We start from the raw sequence: 17809 nt of genomic DNA, 5'->3' as shown, positions 1-17809 counted from the left end.
CTTTATTTCGCACGCTCAATCTGTTTTTTCAGTTTGAGCATTTTTTCTTTGATACGTTGGCGTTTAAGTTGGGAAATATGATCCACAAACAACACCCCATTTAAGTGATCGATTTCGTGCTGAATACAAATGGCTAACAAACCATCTGCTTCAAGCGTAAATGTTTGACCTTCACGATTTAACGCTTTAACTGTCAATTTCTCTTTGCGTGGCACTAAAGCTCGACAACCAGGAATAGACAAACACCCTTCTTCAATACCTGTTTCACCACTGCTTTCCAAAATCTCAGGGTTAATCAACACGATTTGATTAGTTTTATCCCCTTCAATATCAATAGTAATCACACGTTTAAGCACATTGACTTGCGGTGCAGCAAGCCCGATCCCCTCGTGTTCATACATTGTGTCAAACATATTATCAATAAAAGTATTTAGTTCTGCGTCCACCGTTTCTACGGGTTGGCAAACTTTAGCTAAATTCTCATCTGGGTAAATTAAAACGTCTAAAACAGCCATTTTTGCGATCTCTGTCGAAAAATTAAAAAGAATATGTTGGCTATTTTAAACTTTTTATTAGGATTAGGGAAATTTAGGTGGTAAATAAGGTGGAAAATGACACATCTCACAAAATTATTAGCCCTGTTACAAGTGCCACAGCTTGGCGCGCAACGTATCGGGCGGTTACTCTCGGAAGTGGACTTTGGCGAATTTTGTCAATATGACAAAACCGTATTAAAGCAAATAGGCTGGAATGAACGGCAAATTCAGCGTTGGTTTAATCCTGAGTATAAATGGATCGATCAGGCGTTGCAATGGGCGGAACAGGGTCAGCAACGGATTTTAACTTTATTTGACGAAGATTATCCTTTCTTGCTGAAGCAGATCAGCACCGCTCCTCCTGTGCTTTTTGTGCGGGGGAATGTTGAAAGTTTATCGTTACCGCAGATAGCCATCGTCGGCAGTCGAGATTATTCCCACTATGGCGAACACTGGGCTGGGCATTTTGCGGCGGAATTAGTGAAACACCAGCTTGCTGTCACCAGTGGCTTAGCCATAGGCATAGATGGATTTTGCCATCAACGTGCGGTCAATGAAAACGGAATTACCATTGCGGTTCTAGGCAGTGGGCTAGACCAAGTCTATCCTGCCCGCCACAAAAAACTTGCGGAACAAATCGTTGAGACAAGCGGTGCGTTGGTGTCGGAATTTTTCCCTAGTCAGCCACCGCTTGCTGAAAATTTCCCTAGACGAAATCGTATTATCAGCGGATTATCGCTCGGAACATTGGTTATTGAAGCTACGGTGAACAGTGGCTCGCTCATCACTGCTCGTTATGCGTTAGAGCAAGGACGAGAAGTTTTTGCATTACCAAACTCAATACAAAACCCTTATAGCGAAGGGTGTCATAAATTGATTAAAGAAGGGGCATTACTGGTTGAAAATGTTGAAGATATTTTAGATGCGATTGCGTGGCAACGGCAGTCAGTGCATATTCAACCAAGTCTGTTTGATACGAAACCTAAACAAGCGGTGAAATCCGAACCTAAGTTTGCAAAAAATCTACCTGAACTGACCGCTTGTCAGCAACAACTGTTTGAACAGATTAGCCTTGAGCCGATCAGCATTGATGATCTTGCCAAAGCGACAGATATAGCAGTAGAAACCGCATTGATTGAGCTGTTGAATTTGGAGTTGTTGGGTGTAGTGAAGCAGGTGAGTGGGGGATATGTGAGGATCTAAAAAGGCACGCCGAAGCGTGCCATAATATAAAAAGAGGGAGAATATTATTTCAAACTTCCCACCATATCTTCAGGGCGTACCCACTCATCAAATTGTTCAGCTGTCACTAAACCTAAGTTGATCGCTTCTTCTTTGAGTGTTGTACCGTTTTTGTGTGCAGTTTTCGCAATTTTCGCTGCATTTTCATAACCGATATGGGTATTTAATGCGGTTACAAGCATGAGAGATTGATCTAATTGCTGTTTAATACGCGGATAATTCGGTTCAATACCGATTGCACAATGTTCATCAAATGATACGCACGCATCACCTAATAATTGTGCAGATTGTAAGAAGTTGTACGCCATTACCGGTTTATACACGTTTAATTGGAAGTGACCTTGTGTACCTGCAAATGAAATCGTCACATCGTTACCTAACACTTGTGCGCAAACCATTGTCATCGCTTCACATTGGGTTGGGTTTACTTTACCCGGCATAATTGATGAGCCTGGTTCATTTTCAGGGATTAAGATTTCGCCGATACCTGAACGTGGGCCAGAAGCCAATAAACGCACATCGTTAGCGATTTTGTAAAGTGAAACCGCTAATTGTTTTAATGCACCGTGAGTTTCTACGATCGCATCGTGTGTTGCGAGTGCTTCAAATTTATTTTGTGCAGTCACGAACGGTAAACCGGTGAATTTCGCAATGTAGTCTGCAACTTTCACATCGTAGCCTTTTGGTGTATTTAAACCTGTACCTACCGCTGTACCGCCTAACGCTAATTCTGCCAAGTGCGGTAACGTATTTTCTAACGCTTTAATACCGAAAGCTAATTGTGCAGCATAAGCAGAGAACTCTTGACCTAATGTTAATGGGGTTGCATCCATTAAGTGAGTACGACCAATTTTAACTACATCTTGGAATGTAGCAGCTTTGTCCGCTAAGGTTTTTTGTAAGCGTTTTACACAAGGGAGGGTATGTTCAACTACTTTTTTGTATGCCGCAATGTGCATCGCTGTTGGATAAGTATCGTTTGAAGATTGTGATTTGTTCACATCATCATTTGGGTGAATAATGGATTTCTCGCCAAGTTTACCGCCGTTTAAAACGTGTGCACGATTTGAAACCACTTCATTCACATTCATATTAGATTGTGTACCTGAACCTGTTTGCCAGATGACGAGTGGGAATTGATCATCTAATTTGTTTGCTAGGATTTCATCACAGGCTTGAGCGATTAAATCACGCTTTTCAGCAGAAAGCACACCTAAATCATGGTTTGCATAAGCTGCTGCTTTTTTTAAGTAACCAAAAGCTTCAATAATTTCAGCTGGCATTGAACCTTCAGGCCCGATCTTGAAGTTATTACGTGAACGTTCTGTTTGTGCAGCCCAATATTTATCGGCAGGTACTTGCACTTCGCCCATGGTGTCTTTTTCAATACGGAATTCCATTGTGTTCTCCTAAGTTGACATAAAAATTAAGATAATAAACTGTCTAAATCGTAACACTCTAAAAGTAAGAAAGGAATGAAAAGAAGAGATTCATTCGATACTTTTTCTATTTTTTGTGATGTGGATCATAAATCTAATGTTATTACATGATTTGTTGATGGCTGAGAGTTAATTTATCATTTGATTTTAAAACGCTTTCGTAAGCCTGCTTCGTATAATGCACTATTTGCTTCTTGTAGGAGGTTTTGTTTTTCTTGCTCGGAAAGTGTATATATGTATTGATGCTTAATTGCACCATAAAGTCGAAATAACATCGTTTGATCCACATCGATACCTAGTTTCAACAGCTTAATAAAAATAGGAATTTCGCCTTGTTCTATTAATTCATCTGGAGAGTGTATATCAAGTTTTTTCAGCATTCTTTCAAGCTGGATATTCATATTAGGTAATGCTCTAATAAATTGTTTCTTTTTAGATTGTTGTAATTTTTTACTTGCTGTGATCTCGGCAATACTTTGAGTAATCCAATGTGTATAGTTGGATAAATTTTTTATGATGTATTCAGGGAGTCTATAGAATGATTTTGAATAAATACCGTATTGGACATCATTTAATAAGGTAATTGCTGGATATTGTGTTACTTCTGTTAAGCAATCTTTTGATATATACAGATAAAAATTTCCATTTTTATACAAGGCAAACATTACATCATCTTTCATAATGCCATAGTAAGAAAAATAAGTTTTTGCTCTTGTTGTTCCAGTGATAGGATAGAGTAATTCTCTAATGTGTTGTGTTTGTTTATCAATGTACTTCATAGTAGCCTCTTTTTTCATTTCCTATGTAAATTAGGGATGTGTTGAGCAAGGTTTACTCGAACAGGATAATTACTCTTACGCTGAGCAGAATGCAATGAGTGAAGAGAGTTATTTTTGTGACATAAATCGAAAAATAAGAAAAATTTTTTAACATTGAATTAAAAATAACCGAATTTCGTTAATGTAATGAAAACTTAGTAAGAAAAGTACTAAGAAAAAAAGAAAGAATTAGGCTTGCCAAGTAGAAACTTTTTCAGTAGAATTCTCGCACTTTAGACTTTCACGCTAAAGTCGCTTGATGTAATCATTTATCAAGTGGTATTACCGATAGGGTAGTACGTAACAATGTTTCCGATTTGGAAACTATAACAAGGTATGACTGTGCCCCCTTAACTTAAGTCTGTTAAGCGGTGGTTCGGTTTTTTTATTAGCTAAAATTTAATGGAGCTCTGGTCTAATGCAGAACCAAAGAATCCGTATCCGCTTAAAAGCATTTGATCATCGTTTGATCGATCAATCTACTGCGGAGATCGTAGAAACAGCTAAACGTACTGGTGCACAAGTTCGTGGTCCGATTCCTTTACCAACTCGTAAAGAACGTTTCACCGTGTTGATTTCTCCACACGTAAACAAAGACGCTCGTGACCAATACGAAATTCGTACACACAAACGTTTAGTAGATATCGTAGAGCCAACAGAAAAAACTGTTGATGCATTAATGCGTTTAGATTTGGCTGCCGGCGTTGACGTGCAGATCAGCCTAGGTTAATTAAGAGGTTATTACAATGATTGGTTTAGTCGGTCGTAAAGTTGGTATGACCCGTATCTTCAATGAAGACGGCGTGTCAGTTCCAGTTACCGTTATCGAAATCGAAGCCAACCGTGTGACTCAAGTTAAAACTCTTGAAAACGATGGCTATACTGCAGTTCAAGTTACTACTGGCTCTAAAAAAGCAAGTCGTGTAACTAAGCCTGAAGCAGGTCATTTCGTTAAAGCAGGTGTTGAAGCTGGTCGCGGTTTATGGGAATTTCGTACTGAAGGTGAAGAATTCACTTTAGGTCAAGAAATCAACGTAGACATCTTCACAGATGTTAAAAAAGTAGATGTTACTGGTACATCAAAAGGTAAAGGTTTCCAAGGTGGTGTTAAACGTTGGAACTTCCGTACTCAAGATGCTACTCACGGTAACTCTTTATCACACCGTGTACTTGGTTCTATTGGTCAAAACCAAACTCCAGGTCGTGTGTTTAAAGGTAAAAAAATGGCTGGACACTTAGGTGCTGAGCGTGTAACCGTTCAATCACTTGAAGTTGTTCGTGTAGATGCTGAGCGTAAATTATTATTAGTTAAAGGTTCTGTACCTGGTGCAACTAATAGTGATGTTATTGTTAAACCAGCAGTTAAAGCATAAGTCTAGGAGATAGAGATGGAATTACAAGTTGTAGGTGCTAACGCACTAGCTGTTTCTGAAACTACCTTCGGACGTGAGTTTAACGAAGCGTTAATCCACCAAGTAGTTGTTGCTTATGCAGCAGGTGCTCGTCAAGGTACACGCGCACAAAAAACTCGTGCTGAAGTGTCTGGTTCAGGCAAAAAACCTTGGCGTCAAAAAGGTACCGGTCGCGCTCGTTCGGGTGATATCAAATCACCAATCTGGCGTTCAGGTGGTGTAACTTTCGCAGCGAAACCACAAGATCACAGCCAAAAAGTGAACAAGAAAATGTACCGTGGTGCAATCAAAAGCATTCTTTCTGAATTAGTTCGTCAAGACCGTTTAGTGGTTGTTGATAAATTCGAAATCGATGCACCAAAAACTAAAGTTTTAGTACAAAAATTAAAAGATATGGCGTTAACTGACGCTCTTATCATCACTGCAAGCTTAGATGAAAACCTATTCTTAGCGGCACGCAACTTATACAAAGTTGATGTACGCGATGTACAAGGTATCGATCCAGTAAGCTTAATCGCTTTCGATAAAGTGGTTATCACTGTTGATGCAGTAAAACAAATTGAGGAGATGTTAGCATGATTCAACAAGAACGTTTGCTAAAAGTGCTTAAAGCACCACATATCTCTGAGAAAGCGACAAATAACGCAGAAAAAGGCAACACAATCGTATTTAAAGTAGCATTAGACGCTAACAAAGTGGAAATTGCGAACGCGGTTGAGCAACTTTTCGAAGTTAAAGTAGATTCTGTTCGTACAGTGGTTGTTAAAGGTAAAACTAAACGTCACGGTGCAAAATCAGGTCGTCGTAGTGACTGGAAAAAAGCTTATGTAACTCTTCAAGAAGGTCAATCACTTGACTTCGTTGAAGGTGCGGCAGAGTAATTTCGGAGGAATAGAAAACTATGGCTATCGTTAAATGTAAGCCGACCTCCGCTGGTCGTCGTCATGTAGTTAAAGTTGTTAATACTGAGCTTCACAAAGGTAAACCTTTTGCAGCACTTTTAGATACTAAATCTAAAACTGGCGGTCGTAACAACTTAGGTCGTATCACTACTCGTCACATCGGTGGCGGACACAAACAACACTACCGTTTAATTGACTTCAAACGTAACAAATTAGACATTCCAGCTGTTGTTGAGCGTTTAGAATACGATCCAAACCGTTCTGCGAATATCGCATTAGTACTTTATAAAGATGGTGAACGCCGTTACATCTTAGCACCAAAAGGCTTAGCTGCAGGTGATACGATTCAAGCGGGTGCTTCAGCGCCAATTAAAGTCGGTAACTCATTACCAATGCGTAATATCCCAGTAGGTTCTACTGTTCATAACGTAGAATTAAAACCAGGTAAAGGCGGTCAAATCGCTCGTTCTGCTGGTGCATATGTGCAAATTATCGCACGTGAAGGTAACTATGTAACTTTACGTCTTCGTTCAGGCGAAATGCGTAAAGTATTAGCTGAGTGTTCTGCAACCATCGGTGAAGTAGGTAACTCAGAGCATATGCTTCGCGTACTTGGTAAAGCAGGTGCAAACCGTTGGAGAGGTATTCGTCCAACCGTTCGTGGTACTGCGATGAACCCAGTAGACCACCCACACGGTGGTGGTGAAGGTCGTAACTTCGGTAAACACCCTGTTACACCTTGGGGCGTTCAAACCAAAGGTAAGAAAACTCGTCACAACAAACGTACTGATAAATTCATCGTACGTCGTCGTGGCAAATAATTTTTTAATTAATTAAAGAGGATAAGCCATGCCACGTTCTCTCAAGAAGGGTCCTTTCCTTGACCTACACTTGTTGAAGAAGGTAGAGAAGGCGGTGGAAAGCGGGGATAAAAAACCAATCAAAACTTGGTCCCGTCGTTCAATGATCATTCCATCAATGATCGGATTGACCATCGCAGTCCATAATGGTCGTCAGCATGTTCCAGTTTATGTTTCTGATGAAATGATCGGTCATAAATTAGGTGAATTTGCACCGACTCGTACATACCGCGGTCACGCCGCAGATAAGAAAGCTAAGAAATAAGAGGTAAAAGATGGAAACTATTGCAAAACATCGTTACGCTCGTACTTCTGCACAAAAAGCTCGCTTAGTTGCTGATTTAATCCGTGGTAAGAAAGTTGCGCAAGCACTAGAAATCTTAACTTTCACCAACAAAAAAGCAGCAGCTTTAGTGAAGAAAGTGTTAGAGTCAGCTATCGCAAACGCAGAGCACAATGACGGTGCAGATGTCGATGATCTTAAAGTTGCGAAGATTTTCGTTGATGAAGGTCCAAGCATGAAACGTGTTATGCCACGTGCTAAAGGTCGTGCAGATCGTATTTTAAAACGTACTAGCCACATTACTGTGGTAGTATCAGATCGTTAATCAGTAGGAGAATAGCAATGGGTCAGAAAGTACATCCACATGGTATTCGCCTTGGTATTGTTAAGCCTTGGAGCTCTACTTGGTTCGCGAATACACAAGATTTCGCTGATAACTTAGAAGGCGATTTCAAAGTACGTCAATTTTTAAACAAAGAGTTAGCGAACGCATCTGTATCTCGTATTACTATCGAGCGTCCAGCAAAAAGCATTCGTGTAACTATTCACACAGCTCGCCCAGGTATCGTTATCGGTAAAAAAGGCGAAGATGTTGAAAAATTAAGAAACGCAGTATCTAAAATTGCTGGCGTTCCTGCACAAATCAACATTTCTGAAGTGAAAAAACCAGAGCTAGATGCAAAATTAGTTGCAGATAGCATTGCTGCTCAACTTGAGCGTCGTGTAATGTTCCGTCGTGCAATGAAACGTGCGGTACAAAACGCAATGCGTTTAGGTGCTAAAGGTATCAAAGTTGAAGTAAGCGGTCGTTTAGGTGGTGCAGAAATCGCACGTTCAGAATGGTATCGTGAAGGTCGTGTGCCTCTACATACTCTTCGTGCTGACATCGACTATAACACAGCTGAAGCTCACACAACTTACGGCGTAATCGGCGTTAAAGTGTGGATCTTCAAAGGTGAAATTCTTGGTGGAATGGCTGCAGTGATTGAATCTGAGAAAGAACCAGCGGCACAGCCTAAAAAGCCAGCTCGCAAAGGTCGTAAATAAGGAGATCACTGAATGTTACAACCAAAACGTACAAAATTCCGTAAAGTACACAAAGGCCGTAACCGTGGTATCGCGGGCGGTACAGAAGTGAGCTTCGGTTCATTCGGCTTAAAAGCAATTGGTCGTGGTCGTTTAACAGCTCGTCAAATCGAAGCAGCGCGTCGTGCGATGAGCCGTGCAGTAAAACGTCAAGGTAAAATCTGGATCCGTGTGTTCCCAGACAAACCAATTACTGAAAAACCATTAGAAGTCCGTATGGGTAAAGGTAAAGGTAACGTAGAGTACTGGGTAGCCTTAATCCAGCCGGGTAAAGTTCTCTATGAAATGGATGGTGTATCTGAAGAAGTTGCACGCAATGCATTCGCATTAGCAGCAGCTAAACTTCCGTTCAAAACCACATTTGTAACTAAGACGGTGATGTAATGAAAGCTCAAGAACTACGTAACAAAAGTGTTGAAGAGCTGAATGGTGAATTAGTGAACCTTTTAGGTGAACAGTTCAAATTGCGTATGCAAGCAGCCACCGGTCAGCTTCAACAAACCCACCAGTTAAAACAAGTGCGTCGTAGCATTGCACAAGTTAAAACTGTATTAACCGAAAAGGCGGGTGAGTAATGACTGATAAAATTCGTACAGTACAAGGTAAAGTTGTTAGCGACAAAATGGACAAATCATTTGTAGTTGCTATCGAACGCACAGTTAAACACCCAATTTATGGTAAGTTTATCCGTCGTACAACAAAATTACACGTACACGATGAAAACAACGAAGCTAAATTAGGCGATGTAGTTGAAGTGAAAGAGTGTCGTCCACTCTCTAAAACTAAATCTCATACTTTAGTTCGTGTTGTTGAAAAAGCAGTAGCTTAATCAACAAGCTAAAACGATTAAAACCCCCAGCAGAAATGCTGGGGGTTTTTACTATGCTTGTTGCACATATACCCGAATACCTTCATTCTAGTAAGGATGTTATTCGCCTAATCCCTTCTCTACACAAAGGCGATATTCCGTGTAGCGGACACATGTAGTGTATTCCTACATTCTTTCATTGTTAAGAGGCTCTAATTCTTCGAAAATTTTCTCTTATATCTTACCGCTTGTATTCAAGCAAAAACAAAGCTGAAAGGCTCTATTTTTATCTAGTGGGTGACAAGTTGTGTCGTGACAATTTTGCAAGAAGGAAGTATACTTCCTTTAGTTGTTATTGACATAACAACTAAACAAACTCGGAGAAAAAATTTTTCTTAATTATTCGAAAAGTAAGGATAAAAAATGATCGATTTTGTTAGAGACACGTTGCCTTTTCTTTATAATATTTCAGAACAAAAATTACTAGTTGGCTCAATTATTACTATATTTGTTTTAGGATTAATTGCAACAAGAGACTTGTTCATTTCTGTTGGTTGGATAGTGCTCAGTGCAATTATTTATGGTGTAACCTATTATTTTTTGGATGGGTTTAAACTTGTTGATGCAGTTTCAGTGCTACTCTTTGGTATTATTGTTCTTGTGATCATAAGCCTAATATCAGGTATTGTTATGACAATAACAAATAAAATCAAAGTTAAAGCGAAGGCAGAAAGAATTGCGAGAGAGGAAGCCGAAGAAGCGGAAAGAATTGCGAGAGAGGAAGCCGAAGAAGCGGAAAGAATTGCGAGAGAGGAAGCCGAAGAAGCGGAAAGAATTGCGAGAAAGGAAGCTCAAGAAGCTGAGCGTGAACGGCAAGAAAAAATTTGTCCTGCTTGTGGTGCGGAAGATGCTATTCACCGTTTAAAAGATGCTGATATTTGGAAACCCTATGTTTTTAAAGGAATGACAACAATCAAAGGGCGTAGAATGGAGTATTTCCAAAGAACAGTTGATAGAATAAAAGGTTGCAACCAGTGTGATTATCGAGAGGTAATTAAATCGGATACTTATGATTATACTGTAAGGGAAATGGCTGATGATGGCTACGAATGTCCAAAATGTGATACTAAAAATGCGATTTATCTCAAAGGTGTTGAAGTGAAAGATCGTTATGCATCTAGTAGAGAGGTTGAAGAAACCACATCAAGAGGTTCGAAAACTCGTTATATTAAAGTGATGAAAATACTAGAAGAAGAGACTTATGCGTGTAAAAATTGTGACTTCACAAGTGTAGCATCAGTGGCTAAAGATCTAGAATAATTACTATATTAATGAGTTAAATAAATTTAGATGAATTAGTGAATTTTTTCATTCAATCTAAGGCTGTGTTATTTCTAACATAGCCTTTTTAATAGAGGATAAAATTATGATTATTCAAAAACCTACTATTGCCGAAGTAAAACAATACGAAGATAAACTTCAAAATAATGAAAGTTTAGAACATTACCGTGCGCAACAAGTTGTGCTGGATTTGTTATATAAGCAACCAACCTATAAAAACGATAATCTAGAAACTTTGTTATTAAAGGTAACGGTATTAAATGATTTTTATAGTACCAATATATTTGATACTTATTCCGTGGCAAAACATATTCTAACTATTCCAAATTTAGATCAGCGTTTGGTGGACGGTGATGAAAGTTTAGTGAAAGATATTCAAACCGTAACGATTGCGGGAAAAACTAAAAATTTCTACTCTTTCGCAACTAAATTTTGTAGTAATCACAACCCTGAAGCATTCCCGATTTATGATAGATTTGTTGATGTAATGCTTAGATATTTTAGAGTAGAATACAAATTTTCAGATTTTAAAAATGGTGATTTGAAAGATTATGCTACATTTAAGCAAGTAATCAAGGAATTTCAAACCTATTTTGATTTAAAAGAATGTTCTTTGCGTGAAATTGATCATTATTTATGGTTATTAGGAAAAGACGCAAAAAGATATGGTTTAATTAAAATTTAACGGAATAATTCAGATGAACCCTCAACCAAATATATTAAAAGCTCGCCTCGCCTCTATTTTTAAAGATAGCCTAGACGGTGATAAATTATCAAAAAGTATTAACTATACGATATTAGGCTTAATTGCTTTATCAATGGTGAGTATTTTCCTTTCAACGTATGAAAATATTAATCAACAATATGGCTTTTGGCTTAATCTCATTGATTATATTACCCTTGCTTTTTTCTCGGTTGAAGTTTCATTGCGTATTTGGTGTGCGGATTTAATTGATAAAAAATATCAAGGGGTTATGGGAAGAATAAAATACTGTTTTTCCTTTTTTGGTTTAATGGATATTCTTTCGACCTATACTTTCTTTCTGACTTTTATTTTCCCAATTTCTCCTGTAACGGTGCAACTTTTACGTGTATTGCGTTTATGTCGCATCTTCCGTTATTTAAAATCTATTCAAATTTTAGCTCGTGCCTTTAGTGCTAAGAAAGATGAAATGAAGGTGTCGTTAGAATTTTTGGTTATTGTGACATTGATTCTTTCCTTTATTTTGTATTTTGTTGAACATCAAGCACAACCTGAAGTGTATAACAACGGCTTAACTTCGGTAGTTTGGGCATTTTTACAATATATTGGCGATCCAGGTGGCTTATCCGATACACCGCCGATTACGACTATAGGACGTATTATTGCGAGCATTATTGGTGTTTTAACGATTGCAATTTTTGCTGTACCAGCAGGTTTAATTGCCAGTGCCTTTTCTGAAATTATGCAGGAAGATAAAGCTACTGAGGAATTTGCCAATTTTAAATCTCGTATTTTGCACTCCTTCCGTTTTAATTATGATAGACATAATACACAACTTTATTATGTACCACGTTATCAACCACTAAGTACGATTTTAACGCGTAAATATATTTCAGAAACTGAAATTATTAAAACAGTTGGCGACTCAGACTGTTTCCACTTATACAATTTAGCGAATGCAATTTCACCTGCTGAAAATCCAACAGATAAAATTGTGGTGGTCAATTATAAAAAGAATCGTCCTTATGGCTGTTGTATCGATCGCGGTTCAAAAATTACAATTATGAGTACATCTGGTTTTGCAGAGCCAGTGACCAGTTGGTTTGCGTACCATATTGCTAAAATTGGTGGGTTTAACTTTATTGCAAAAGAAGTAGAAACAGATCCTGATGATCCAATTAGTTACTATTTGGTGAATGATGAAAAAAAATGCCCTAATTTTGCATTATTTTTAGACGATATAAATAAACTAGCCAATCATGAAGGTAGTTGGGTTTTCCCGATTTTAGGTGCAGTAGCTCCTTCAGAACGCCCAAGTCAATTCCATTTTTGTTATTCTCCTGAGAAATCTGATACAAGTTATGGAAATGCGAAGAGTACGATTAAAAACAGTGAGCAATTCGAAGCAATGTACCAAGCATTTGCATCAGCAGTAGAAGAACATTACCAATTAAAATGCGATAAAAATCAGTATTTTAATATTACATCAAAAAATATTGCGAGGTTTATACAAGCAGACAATAGTTGTACCTTGCGTATTAATACTAAATTGTTTGTGTTTGATACAAAATCCATTGCTTATGCCAAATTAATTGCGGATATGTTTAATCAATATTTAGAACCAGATGTAGTAAAAGCAATCCCGACAGAAATGCTATCTCGGTGTAAAGAGGCATTTGGAATGGAAGGGTATGAGGATACGTTGATATAAAAAAGAGCAATCACAATCTCTATTTATTATTTAAGCCTTCTATTCTACAAGCGGTCATTTCCTTCAGAAAATTTGCAAATTTTTATAGGGAAGTGACCGCTTGCATTTATTCACTTTTTGAAAATCTATACTGATTTTTGGTCAATTATAAGATAGGATAATCGCTACTATTTTATTCATTCTGTTATTTTTAGATAAAGCAATAGTAAATTCATTTATGACAAACTGAGGGAAAGCGTACAAAATGAAGGGAAAAGTTAGTTTAGCTACAGGGTTAATGGTGAGCATGTTAGCACAAGCGGAATCTCAACCTCTGAATCAAATCTACCATGTTTTAGATTATAGTTGCTATCAAGCCAAAGATGGTACGGATAATGTGGTGGAATATTGCACCCCTGTCCATACCGATAGTGTAGAAAATTTCAATGTGCCAATGGGAGGATATTTAACTCCAGAAGGGCGTGTGGATGCCGCTAAAAAATATGCTGCGCAAAAAAATAAGGCGATAGAAAAAGCGGAAGAACCACCTAAACATGCTAAAAACAAGGACAATCCAGAGTATGGCACAGTGGAATATAGTCAAAAATATGGTGAGAGTACAATGCCAGTATCTGTGGCTGCAAGTGGTGGGCTAGGTGGCTCAACGGCAACAACGTCTGCAGGCGGAGATTTGCGTAAAAAGAATCCAAAGCATGTGCTGGAGAAAGCTGAAATTGCAGTAAAACAGGCAGAGAAGCAGTACCAAGTTGATCTTAGACGTTTGGAATCTGCAAAGCGTGAGCTTGTGCAATTAGAAGCAAAAGTTGAAGAAACCAGACGTGCAGCTGAAGAAGCGATAAAAATTGCTCAAGCAAATCCAACAAATATAAATAATCAAAAAGCACGAGAGGCGGAAGGTGTCGCAAGGTATCATCAATCTCGATTGAGCTCTTCAAGAATTGAAACCTATGAAAAAAGAGTTGAAGCTAGTGCTAAGCGATTGGAAGATGCTCAAGTAAAAGCAGAAGAAGCTAGAGCAGTTTATGAGTCTGGTGAGTGAGATGAAATAGTGAATAATTGAACGATATTTCACACTCTGCAAGCGGTGAGATTTTGCCTATTTTTTGCAAATCGATGAATTGCTTAAAATTCAGTTGATCTTGTAAAGCCGATTGCGATATAATCCGCACCCTGTTTGCATAGGGCAAACAGGTTCGTCCCGAAAGGGTGTTTTTTATTTTAACGGAGCACTAATATGATCCAAGAACAGACTATGCTGGATGTTGCTGATAACTCAGGGGCTCGTAGCGTAATGTGTATCAAGGTTCTAGGTGGATCGCACCGTCGTTACGCTGCTATCGGCGATATCATCAAAGTTACTGTGAAAGAAGCAATTCCACGCGGTAAAGTTAAAAAAGGTGATGTGTTAAAAGCAGTTGTTGTGCGCACCAAGAAGGGTGTTCGTCGCCCAGATGGCGCAGTTATTCGTTTCGATGGCAATGCTTGTGTAATTTTAAACAATAACACTGAGCAACCAATCGGTACTCGTATTTTTGGACCTGTGACGCGTGAACTTCGTTCTGAGAAGTTTATGAAGATCATTTCTTTAGCTCCAGAAGTACTATAAGGAGAGAATGTAATGGCTGCAAAAATCCGTCAAAACGATGAAGTAATTGTTCTTGCTGGTAAAGACAAGGGCAAACGTGGTAAGGTAACTTCTGTGTTACCAAACGGTAAAGTGATTGTTGAGGGTATCAACATTATCACTAAACACGAAAAACCAGTTCCTGCGTTAGGCAAAGCTGGCGGTTTAGTGAAGAAAGAAGCTGCGATTGATGCGTCAAACGTTGCGATTTTCAACCCAGAAACAAACAAAGCTGACCGTGTAGGATTTAGATTCGAAGATGGCAAAAAAGTCCGTTTCTTCAAATCTAACGAGAAAACAATTTAATTAACTGGAGTAATGCGATGGCGAAACTGCATGATTACTACAGAGATACAGTAGTTAATGAATTAAAAGCGAAATTCAACTACTCATCTGTCATGCAAGTCCCACGAATCGAAAAGATAACCCTGAATATGGGTGTGGGTGAAGCATTGACCGACAAAAAACTGTTAGACAACGCAGTAGCAGATTTAACAGCAATCAGCGGTCAAAAACCTTTAATTACTAAAGCACGCAAATCTGTTGCAGGCTTTAAAATCCGTCAGGGATATCCAATCGGATGCAAAGTAACCCTACGTGGTGAACGTATGTGGGAATTCTTTGAAAGATTGATTACTATCGCTGTTCCACGTATCCGTGACTTCCGCGGTTTAAACGCGAAATCATTCGACGGTCGTGGTAATTACAGTATGGGTGTTCGTGAACAAATCATTTTCCCTGAAATCGACTACGATAAAGTAGATCGTGTACGTGGTTTAGATATTACTATCACCACAACGGCGAAAAGTGATGAAGAAGGCCAAGCTTTATTAGCGGCTTTCAATTTCCCATTCCGTAAATAAGGTAGGTTATCGTGGCAAAACAATCAATGATTGCACGTGACGTAAAACGTGCGAAATTAGCTGATAAATTCTACGCTAAACGTGAAGAGTTAAAGAGAATTATCTCTGATGTAAATTCTTCAGACGAAGAACGTTGGGATGCAGTGTTAAAATTACAAACACTTCCACGCGATTCTAGTCCAATCCGTCAGCGTAACCGTTGCCGCCAAACTGGTCGTCCACACGGTGTACTTCGTAAGTTTGGTTTAAGCCGTATTAAGGTACGTGAAGCTGCAATGCGCGGTGAAATTCCAGGCCTTAAGAAAGCAAGCTGGTAATAACCTCTTTTAATTTGGAATCATGGGAGTAAATACATGAGCATGCAAGATCCAATCGCAGATATGCTGACCCGTATTCGTAACGGTCAAGCTGCGAATAAAGTTGCAATCAGTATGCCTTCATCTAAGTTAAAAGTTGCTATTGCAAGCGTTTTAGCTGAAGAAGGTTATGTTGAGAGCTTCAAAGTTGTTGAAGGTTCAAAACCTGAGTTGGAAATCACTTTAAAATATTTCCAAAACAAACCAGTTGTAGAAAGTATCCAACGCGTAAGCCGTCCAGGTCTTCGTATTTATAAACGTAAAGACGAATTACCAAAAGTAATGGGTGGTTTAGGTATCGCAGTTGTTTCTACATCTAAAGGTGTAATGACCGACCGTGCAGCGCGTCAAGCGGGCCTCGGCGGTGAAATTATCTGTTACGTAGCATAATAGTGAGGTAGGAAAAATGTCTCGTGTTGCAAAAGCACCTGTCGCTGTTCCTGCCGGCGTTCAAGTTACTTTGAATGGTCAGCTATTAACAGTAAAAGGTAAAAATGGCGAGTTATCTCGCGAAATTCACAATGCAGTTGAAGTAAAATACGAAGCTGATACTTTAACATTCGCTCCAAAAGCGGGTATCGTTAATGCAGATGCGCAAGCAGGTACAGCTCGTGCCCTCGTTAACGCAATGGTTATCGGTGTTACTGAAGGCTTTACTAAGAAATTGCAATTAGTGGGTGTTGGTTACAGAGCTCAAATGAAAGGCAACACTGTTGCATTAAGTTTAGGTTTCTCACACCCGGTTGAACATGAGTTGCCAGCAGGTGTAACTGGTGAATGTCCATCACAAACTGAGATTATTCTTAAGTCTGCGGACAAACAGTTAATCGGCCAAGTGGCAGCTGATATTCGTGCATACCGCAAACCAGAGCCTTATAAAGGTAAAGGTGTACGTTACGCTGATGAAGTTGTACGTACTAAAGAAGCGAAGAAAAAGTAAAGTAAGGTAACACTATGGATAAGAAAGTAGCTCGTATCCGTCGTGCAAGCCGTGCACGTCATTTAATGAGAGAGCAAGGTGCAACACGTTTAGTTGTGCATCGCACACCTCGCCATATTTATGCGCAGGTGATTGCACCTAATGGCTCAGAAGTTTTAGCAGCAGCTTCAACTGTTGAGAAAGTAATTAAAGAGCAAGTTAAATATACTGGTAATAAAGAAGCGGCAGCAGTTGTTGGTAAAATCGTTGCTGAGCGCGCTTTAGAAAAAGGTATTAAAGCAGTTGCATTTGACCGTTCAGGTTTCAAATACCACGGTCGTGTGCAATCATTAGCAGATGCTGCTCGTGAAGCTGGTCTTCAGTTCTAATAGAGGAATTTGAGATGTCAAACATCGAAAAACAAGCTGGTGAACTGCAGGAAAAGCTAATCGCGGTTAACCGTGTATCTAAAACCGTAAAAGGTGGTCGTATTATGAGTTTCACTGCTTTAACAGTAGTGGGCGATGGTAACGGTCGTGTAGGTTTTGGTTACGGTAAAGCTCGTGAAGTTCCGGCAGCAATCCAAAAAGCGATGGAAAAAGCTCGTCGCAATATGGTTAATGTAGCGTTAAACGAAGGTACATTACAACACCCTGTTAAAGGTTCTCACACTGGTTCACGCGTATTTATGCAACCAGCTAGCGAAGGTACAGGTATCATCGCAGGCGGTGCAATGCGTGCAGTATTAGAAGTTGCAGGTGTTCACAACGTACTTTCTAAAGCGTACGGTTCAACTAACCCAATTAACGTTGTTCGTGCAACAATTGATGCACTAGCAAATATGAAATCACCAGAAATGGTTGCTGCAAAACGTGGCAAAACCGTTGAAGAAATTTTGGGGTAATT

Annotated in this window: 27 protein-coding genes; 24 read left to right on the top strand and 3 right to left on the bottom strand. The window is 39.1% G+C overall.

Going from position 1 to position 17809, the window contains the following annotated elements; translation table 11 throughout:
- Positions 1-2 precede the first annotated feature (2 nt).
- Complete coding sequence (gene def, locus EXH44_RS05095) at positions 3-515, bottom strand: peptide deformylase (RefSeq protein WP_005712670.1); 513 nt, start codon at positions 513-515, stop codon at positions 3-5.
- Positions 516-611: 96 nt separating this feature from the next.
- On the opposite strand from def, the gene dprA reads away from it, so the two are divergent.
- Positions 612-1739 carry a DNA-processing protein DprA gene (gene dprA / locus EXH44_RS05090; protein ID WP_162856526.1) on the top strand — a complete coding sequence of 376 codons (1128 nt, stop codon included), beginning with the start codon at positions 612-614 and terminating at the stop codon, positions 1737-1739.
- 44 nt (positions 1740-1783) lie between these two features.
- Here dprA and fumC read toward each other — a convergent pair whose 3' ends face one another.
- Complete coding sequence (gene fumC / locus EXH44_RS05085; protein ID WP_162856525.1) at positions 1784-3178, bottom strand: class II fumarate hydratase; 1395 nt, start codon at positions 3176-3178, stop codon at positions 1784-1786.
- 176 nt (positions 3179-3354) lie between these two features.
- The gene (locus tag EXH44_RS05080; protein WP_162856524.1) at positions 3355-3996 is read right to left on the bottom strand and encodes a TfoX/Sxy family DNA transformation protein; all 642 of its coding nucleotides are present in this window, start codon (positions 3994-3996) and stop codon (positions 3355-3357) included.
- Between the two features lie 457 nt (positions 3997-4453).
- Between EXH44_RS05080 and rpsJ the strand changes: the two genes are divergently transcribed.
- From rpsJ to rpsE, 23 genes are all read left to right on the top strand, one after another.
- Positions 4454-4765, top strand: a complete 312-nt coding sequence (gene rpsJ, locus EXH44_RS05075; RefSeq protein ID WP_001181005.1) for a 30S ribosomal protein S10 — start codon at positions 4454-4456, stop codon at positions 4763-4765.
- Positions 4766-4781: 16 nt separating this feature from the next.
- Positions 4782-5408 (top strand): 50S ribosomal protein L3, encoded by a 627-nt coding sequence (rplC, locus tag EXH44_RS05070; RefSeq protein WP_005711168.1) that lies wholly within the window; start codon positions 4782-4784, stop codon positions 5406-5408.
- 15 nt (positions 5409-5423) lie between these two features.
- The gene (gene rplD / locus EXH44_RS05065) at positions 5424-6026 is read left to right on the top strand and encodes a 50S ribosomal protein L4 (RefSeq protein WP_075621240.1); all 603 of its coding nucleotides are present in this window, start codon (positions 5424-5426) and stop codon (positions 6024-6026) included.
- Positions 6023-6328 carry a 50S ribosomal protein L23 gene (gene rplW / locus EXH44_RS05060; protein ID WP_005599290.1) on the top strand — a complete coding sequence of 102 codons (306 nt, stop codon included), beginning with the start codon at positions 6023-6025 and terminating at the stop codon, positions 6326-6328. Before rplD ends, rplW begins: the two co-directional genes overlap by 4 nt.
- Before the next feature lie 20 nt (positions 6329-6348).
- Positions 6349-7170, top strand: coding sequence for a 50S ribosomal protein L2 (gene rplB / locus EXH44_RS05055; protein ID WP_005711173.1), 822 nt, complete (start codon positions 6349-6351; stop codon positions 7168-7170).
- A 28-nt stretch (positions 7171-7198) separates the two neighbouring features.
- Entirely contained in the window at positions 7199-7474 is a 276-nt protein-coding gene (gene rpsS / locus EXH44_RS05050) for a 30S ribosomal protein S19 (protein WP_005539416.1), read from the top strand.
- A gap of 10 nt (positions 7475-7484) precedes the next feature.
- Positions 7485-7817 (top strand): 50S ribosomal protein L22, encoded by a 333-nt coding sequence (rplV, locus tag EXH44_RS05045; RefSeq protein ID WP_005599292.1) that lies wholly within the window; start codon positions 7485-7487, stop codon positions 7815-7817.
- Positions 7818-7834: 17 nt separating this feature from the next.
- Positions 7835-8539 (top strand): 30S ribosomal protein S3, encoded by a 705-nt coding sequence (gene rpsC, locus EXH44_RS05040; protein WP_010786465.1) that lies wholly within the window; start codon positions 7835-7837, stop codon positions 8537-8539.
- Positions 8540-8551: 12 nt separating this feature from the next.
- Positions 8552-8962 carry a 50S ribosomal protein L16 gene (rplP, locus tag EXH44_RS05035; RefSeq protein ID WP_006249357.1) on the top strand — a complete coding sequence of 137 codons (411 nt, stop codon included), beginning with the start codon at positions 8552-8554 and terminating at the stop codon, positions 8960-8962.
- On the top strand, positions 8962-9153 hold the full coding sequence (rpmC, locus tag EXH44_RS05030; RefSeq protein WP_005711179.1) for a 50S ribosomal protein L29: 192 nt from the start codon (positions 8962-8964) through the stop codon (positions 9151-9153). The genes rplP and rpmC overlap by 1 nt, the downstream gene beginning before the upstream one ends.
- Positions 9153-9407: a 30S ribosomal protein S17 gene (gene rpsQ / locus EXH44_RS05025; protein ID WP_005711180.1), complete on the top strand. Its 255-nt coding sequence runs from the start codon at positions 9153-9155 to the stop codon at positions 9405-9407. Before rpmC ends, rpsQ begins: the two co-directional genes overlap by 1 nt.
- A gap of 402 nt (positions 9408-9809) precedes the next feature.
- On the top strand, positions 9810-10706 hold the full coding sequence (locus tag EXH44_RS05020; protein ID WP_162856523.1) for a hypothetical protein: 897 nt from the start codon (positions 9810-9812) through the stop codon (positions 10704-10706).
- Between the two features lie 106 nt (positions 10707-10812).
- The gene (locus EXH44_RS05015) at positions 10813-11412 is read left to right on the top strand and encodes a hypothetical protein (RefSeq protein WP_162856522.1); all 600 of its coding nucleotides are present in this window, start codon (positions 10813-10815) and stop codon (positions 11410-11412) included.
- Between the two features lie 13 nt (positions 11413-11425).
- The gene (locus EXH44_RS05010) at positions 11426-13141 is read left to right on the top strand and encodes an ion transporter (RefSeq protein WP_162856521.1); all 1716 of its coding nucleotides are present in this window, start codon (positions 11426-11428) and stop codon (positions 13139-13141) included.
- Between the two features lie 244 nt (positions 13142-13385).
- Positions 13386-14180, top strand: a complete 795-nt coding sequence (locus EXH44_RS05005) for a hypothetical protein (RefSeq protein WP_162856520.1) — start codon at positions 13386-13388, stop codon at positions 14178-14180.
- A 195-nt stretch (positions 14181-14375) separates the two neighbouring features.
- On the top strand, positions 14376-14747 hold the full coding sequence (rplN, locus tag EXH44_RS05000; protein ID WP_005711998.1) for a 50S ribosomal protein L14: 372 nt from the start codon (positions 14376-14378) through the stop codon (positions 14745-14747).
- A 12-nt stretch (positions 14748-14759) separates the two neighbouring features.
- Positions 14760-15071 (top strand): 50S ribosomal protein L24, encoded by a 312-nt coding sequence (rplX, locus tag EXH44_RS04995; RefSeq protein ID WP_135675885.1) that lies wholly within the window; start codon positions 14760-14762, stop codon positions 15069-15071.
- Positions 15072-15088: 17 nt separating this feature from the next.
- Positions 15089-15628 carry a 50S ribosomal protein L5 gene (rplE, locus tag EXH44_RS04990; RefSeq protein WP_047977345.1) on the top strand — a complete coding sequence of 180 codons (540 nt, stop codon included), beginning with the start codon at positions 15089-15091 and terminating at the stop codon, positions 15626-15628.
- Between the two features lie 11 nt (positions 15629-15639).
- Positions 15640-15945 (top strand): 30S ribosomal protein S14, encoded by a 306-nt coding sequence (gene rpsN / locus EXH44_RS04985; RefSeq protein ID WP_135675883.1) that lies wholly within the window; start codon positions 15640-15642, stop codon positions 15943-15945.
- Positions 15946-15981: 36 nt separating this feature from the next.
- Complete coding sequence (gene rpsH, locus EXH44_RS04980) at positions 15982-16374, top strand: 30S ribosomal protein S8 (RefSeq protein WP_005705955.1); 393 nt, start codon at positions 15982-15984, stop codon at positions 16372-16374.
- A 16-nt stretch (positions 16375-16390) separates the two neighbouring features.
- Positions 16391-16924, top strand: coding sequence for a 50S ribosomal protein L6 (rplF, locus tag EXH44_RS04975; RefSeq protein ID WP_162856519.1), 534 nt, complete (start codon positions 16391-16393; stop codon positions 16922-16924).
- Between the two features lie 14 nt (positions 16925-16938).
- Entirely contained in the window at positions 16939-17292 is a 354-nt protein-coding gene (gene rplR / locus EXH44_RS04970; RefSeq protein WP_005711987.1) for a 50S ribosomal protein L18, read from the top strand.
- Positions 17293-17306: 14 nt separating this feature from the next.
- Complete coding sequence (rpsE, locus tag EXH44_RS04965) at positions 17307-17807, top strand: 30S ribosomal protein S5 (protein WP_005711985.1); 501 nt, start codon at positions 17307-17309, stop codon at positions 17805-17807.
- Positions 17808-17809 lie beyond the last annotated feature (2 nt).

Source organism: Actinobacillus indolicus, from assembly GCF_004519515.1.
In the GTDB taxonomy this organism is placed as follows: domain Bacteria; phylum Pseudomonadota; class Gammaproteobacteria; order Enterobacterales; family Pasteurellaceae; genus Glaesserella; species Glaesserella indolica_A.
This window is presented reverse-complemented; position numbering and strand designations above follow the sequence as displayed.

What these genes read in the sequence shown, in the direction of transcription:
- rpsH (WP_005705955.1), top strand. Translation starts at nt 15,982, where the DNA reads ATGAGCATGCAAGATCCAATCGCAGATATGCTGACCCGTATTCGTAAC.
- EXH44_RS05080 (WP_162856524.1), bottom strand. Translation starts at nt 3,996, where the DNA reads ATGAAGTACATTGATAAACAAACACAACACATTAGAGAATTACTCTAT.
- EXH44_RS05010 (WP_162856521.1), top strand. Translation starts at nt 11,426, where the DNA reads ATGAACCCTCAACCAAATATATTAAAAGCTCGCCTCGCCTCTATTTTT.
- rpsE (WP_005711985.1), top strand. Translation starts at nt 17,307, where the DNA reads ATGTCAAACATCGAAAAACAAGCTGGTGAACTGCAGGAAAAGCTAATC.
- rplR (WP_005711987.1), top strand. Translation starts at nt 16,939, where the DNA reads ATGGATAAGAAAGTAGCTCGTATCCGTCGTGCAAGCCGTGCACGTCAT.
- rplN (WP_005711998.1), top strand. Translation starts at nt 14,376, where the DNA reads ATGATCCAAGAACAGACTATGCTGGATGTTGCTGATAACTCAGGGGCT.
- rpsJ (WP_001181005.1), top strand. Translation starts at nt 4,454, where the DNA reads ATGCAGAACCAAAGAATCCGTATCCGCTTAAAAGCATTTGATCATCGT.
- dprA (WP_162856526.1), top strand. Translation starts at nt 612, where the DNA reads ATGACACATCTCACAAAATTATTAGCCCTGTTACAAGTGCCACAGCTT.
- rpsQ (WP_005711180.1), top strand. Translation starts at nt 9,153, where the DNA reads ATGACTGATAAAATTCGTACAGTACAAGGTAAAGTTGTTAGCGACAAA.
- rpsC (WP_010786465.1), top strand. Translation starts at nt 7,835, where the DNA reads ATGGGTCAGAAAGTACATCCACATGGTATTCGCCTTGGTATTGTTAAG.
- rplX (WP_135675885.1), top strand. Translation starts at nt 14,760, where the DNA reads ATGGCTGCAAAAATCCGTCAAAACGATGAAGTAATTGTTCTTGCTGGT.
- def (WP_005712670.1), bottom strand. Translation starts at nt 515, where the DNA reads ATGGCTGTTTTAGACGTTTTAATTTACCCAGATGAGAATTTAGCTAAA.
- rplB (WP_005711173.1), top strand. Translation starts at nt 6,349, where the DNA reads ATGGCTATCGTTAAATGTAAGCCGACCTCCGCTGGTCGTCGTCATGTA.
- EXH44_RS05005 (WP_162856520.1), top strand. Translation starts at nt 13,386, where the DNA reads ATGAAGGGAAAAGTTAGTTTAGCTACAGGGTTAATGGTGAGCATGTTA.
- fumC (WP_162856525.1), bottom strand. Translation starts at nt 3,178, where the DNA reads ATGGAATTCCGTATTGAAAAAGACACCATGGGCGAAGTGCAAGTACCT.
- rplE (WP_047977345.1), top strand. Translation starts at nt 15,089, where the DNA reads ATGGCGAAACTGCATGATTACTACAGAGATACAGTAGTTAATGAATTA.
- rplW (WP_005599290.1), top strand. Translation starts at nt 6,023, where the DNA reads ATGATTCAACAAGAACGTTTGCTAAAAGTGCTTAAAGCACCACATATC.
- rplP (WP_006249357.1), top strand. Translation starts at nt 8,552, where the DNA reads ATGTTACAACCAAAACGTACAAAATTCCGTAAAGTACACAAAGGCCGT.
- EXH44_RS05015 (WP_162856522.1), top strand. Translation starts at nt 10,813, where the DNA reads ATGATTATTCAAAAACCTACTATTGCCGAAGTAAAACAATACGAAGAT.
- EXH44_RS05020 (WP_162856523.1), top strand. Translation starts at nt 9,810, where the DNA reads ATGATCGATTTTGTTAGAGACACGTTGCCTTTTCTTTATAATATTTCA.
- rplD (WP_075621240.1), top strand. Translation starts at nt 5,424, where the DNA reads ATGGAATTACAAGTTGTAGGTGCTAACGCACTAGCTGTTTCTGAAACT.
- rplF (WP_162856519.1), top strand. Translation starts at nt 16,391, where the DNA reads ATGTCTCGTGTTGCAAAAGCACCTGTCGCTGTTCCTGCCGGCGTTCAA.
- rplC (WP_005711168.1), top strand. Translation starts at nt 4,782, where the DNA reads ATGATTGGTTTAGTCGGTCGTAAAGTTGGTATGACCCGTATCTTCAAT.
- rpmC (WP_005711179.1), top strand. Translation starts at nt 8,962, where the DNA reads ATGAAAGCTCAAGAACTACGTAACAAAAGTGTTGAAGAGCTGAATGGT.
- rpsS (WP_005539416.1), top strand. Translation starts at nt 7,199, where the DNA reads ATGCCACGTTCTCTCAAGAAGGGTCCTTTCCTTGACCTACACTTGTTG.
- rplV (WP_005599292.1), top strand. Translation starts at nt 7,485, where the DNA reads ATGGAAACTATTGCAAAACATCGTTACGCTCGTACTTCTGCACAAAAA.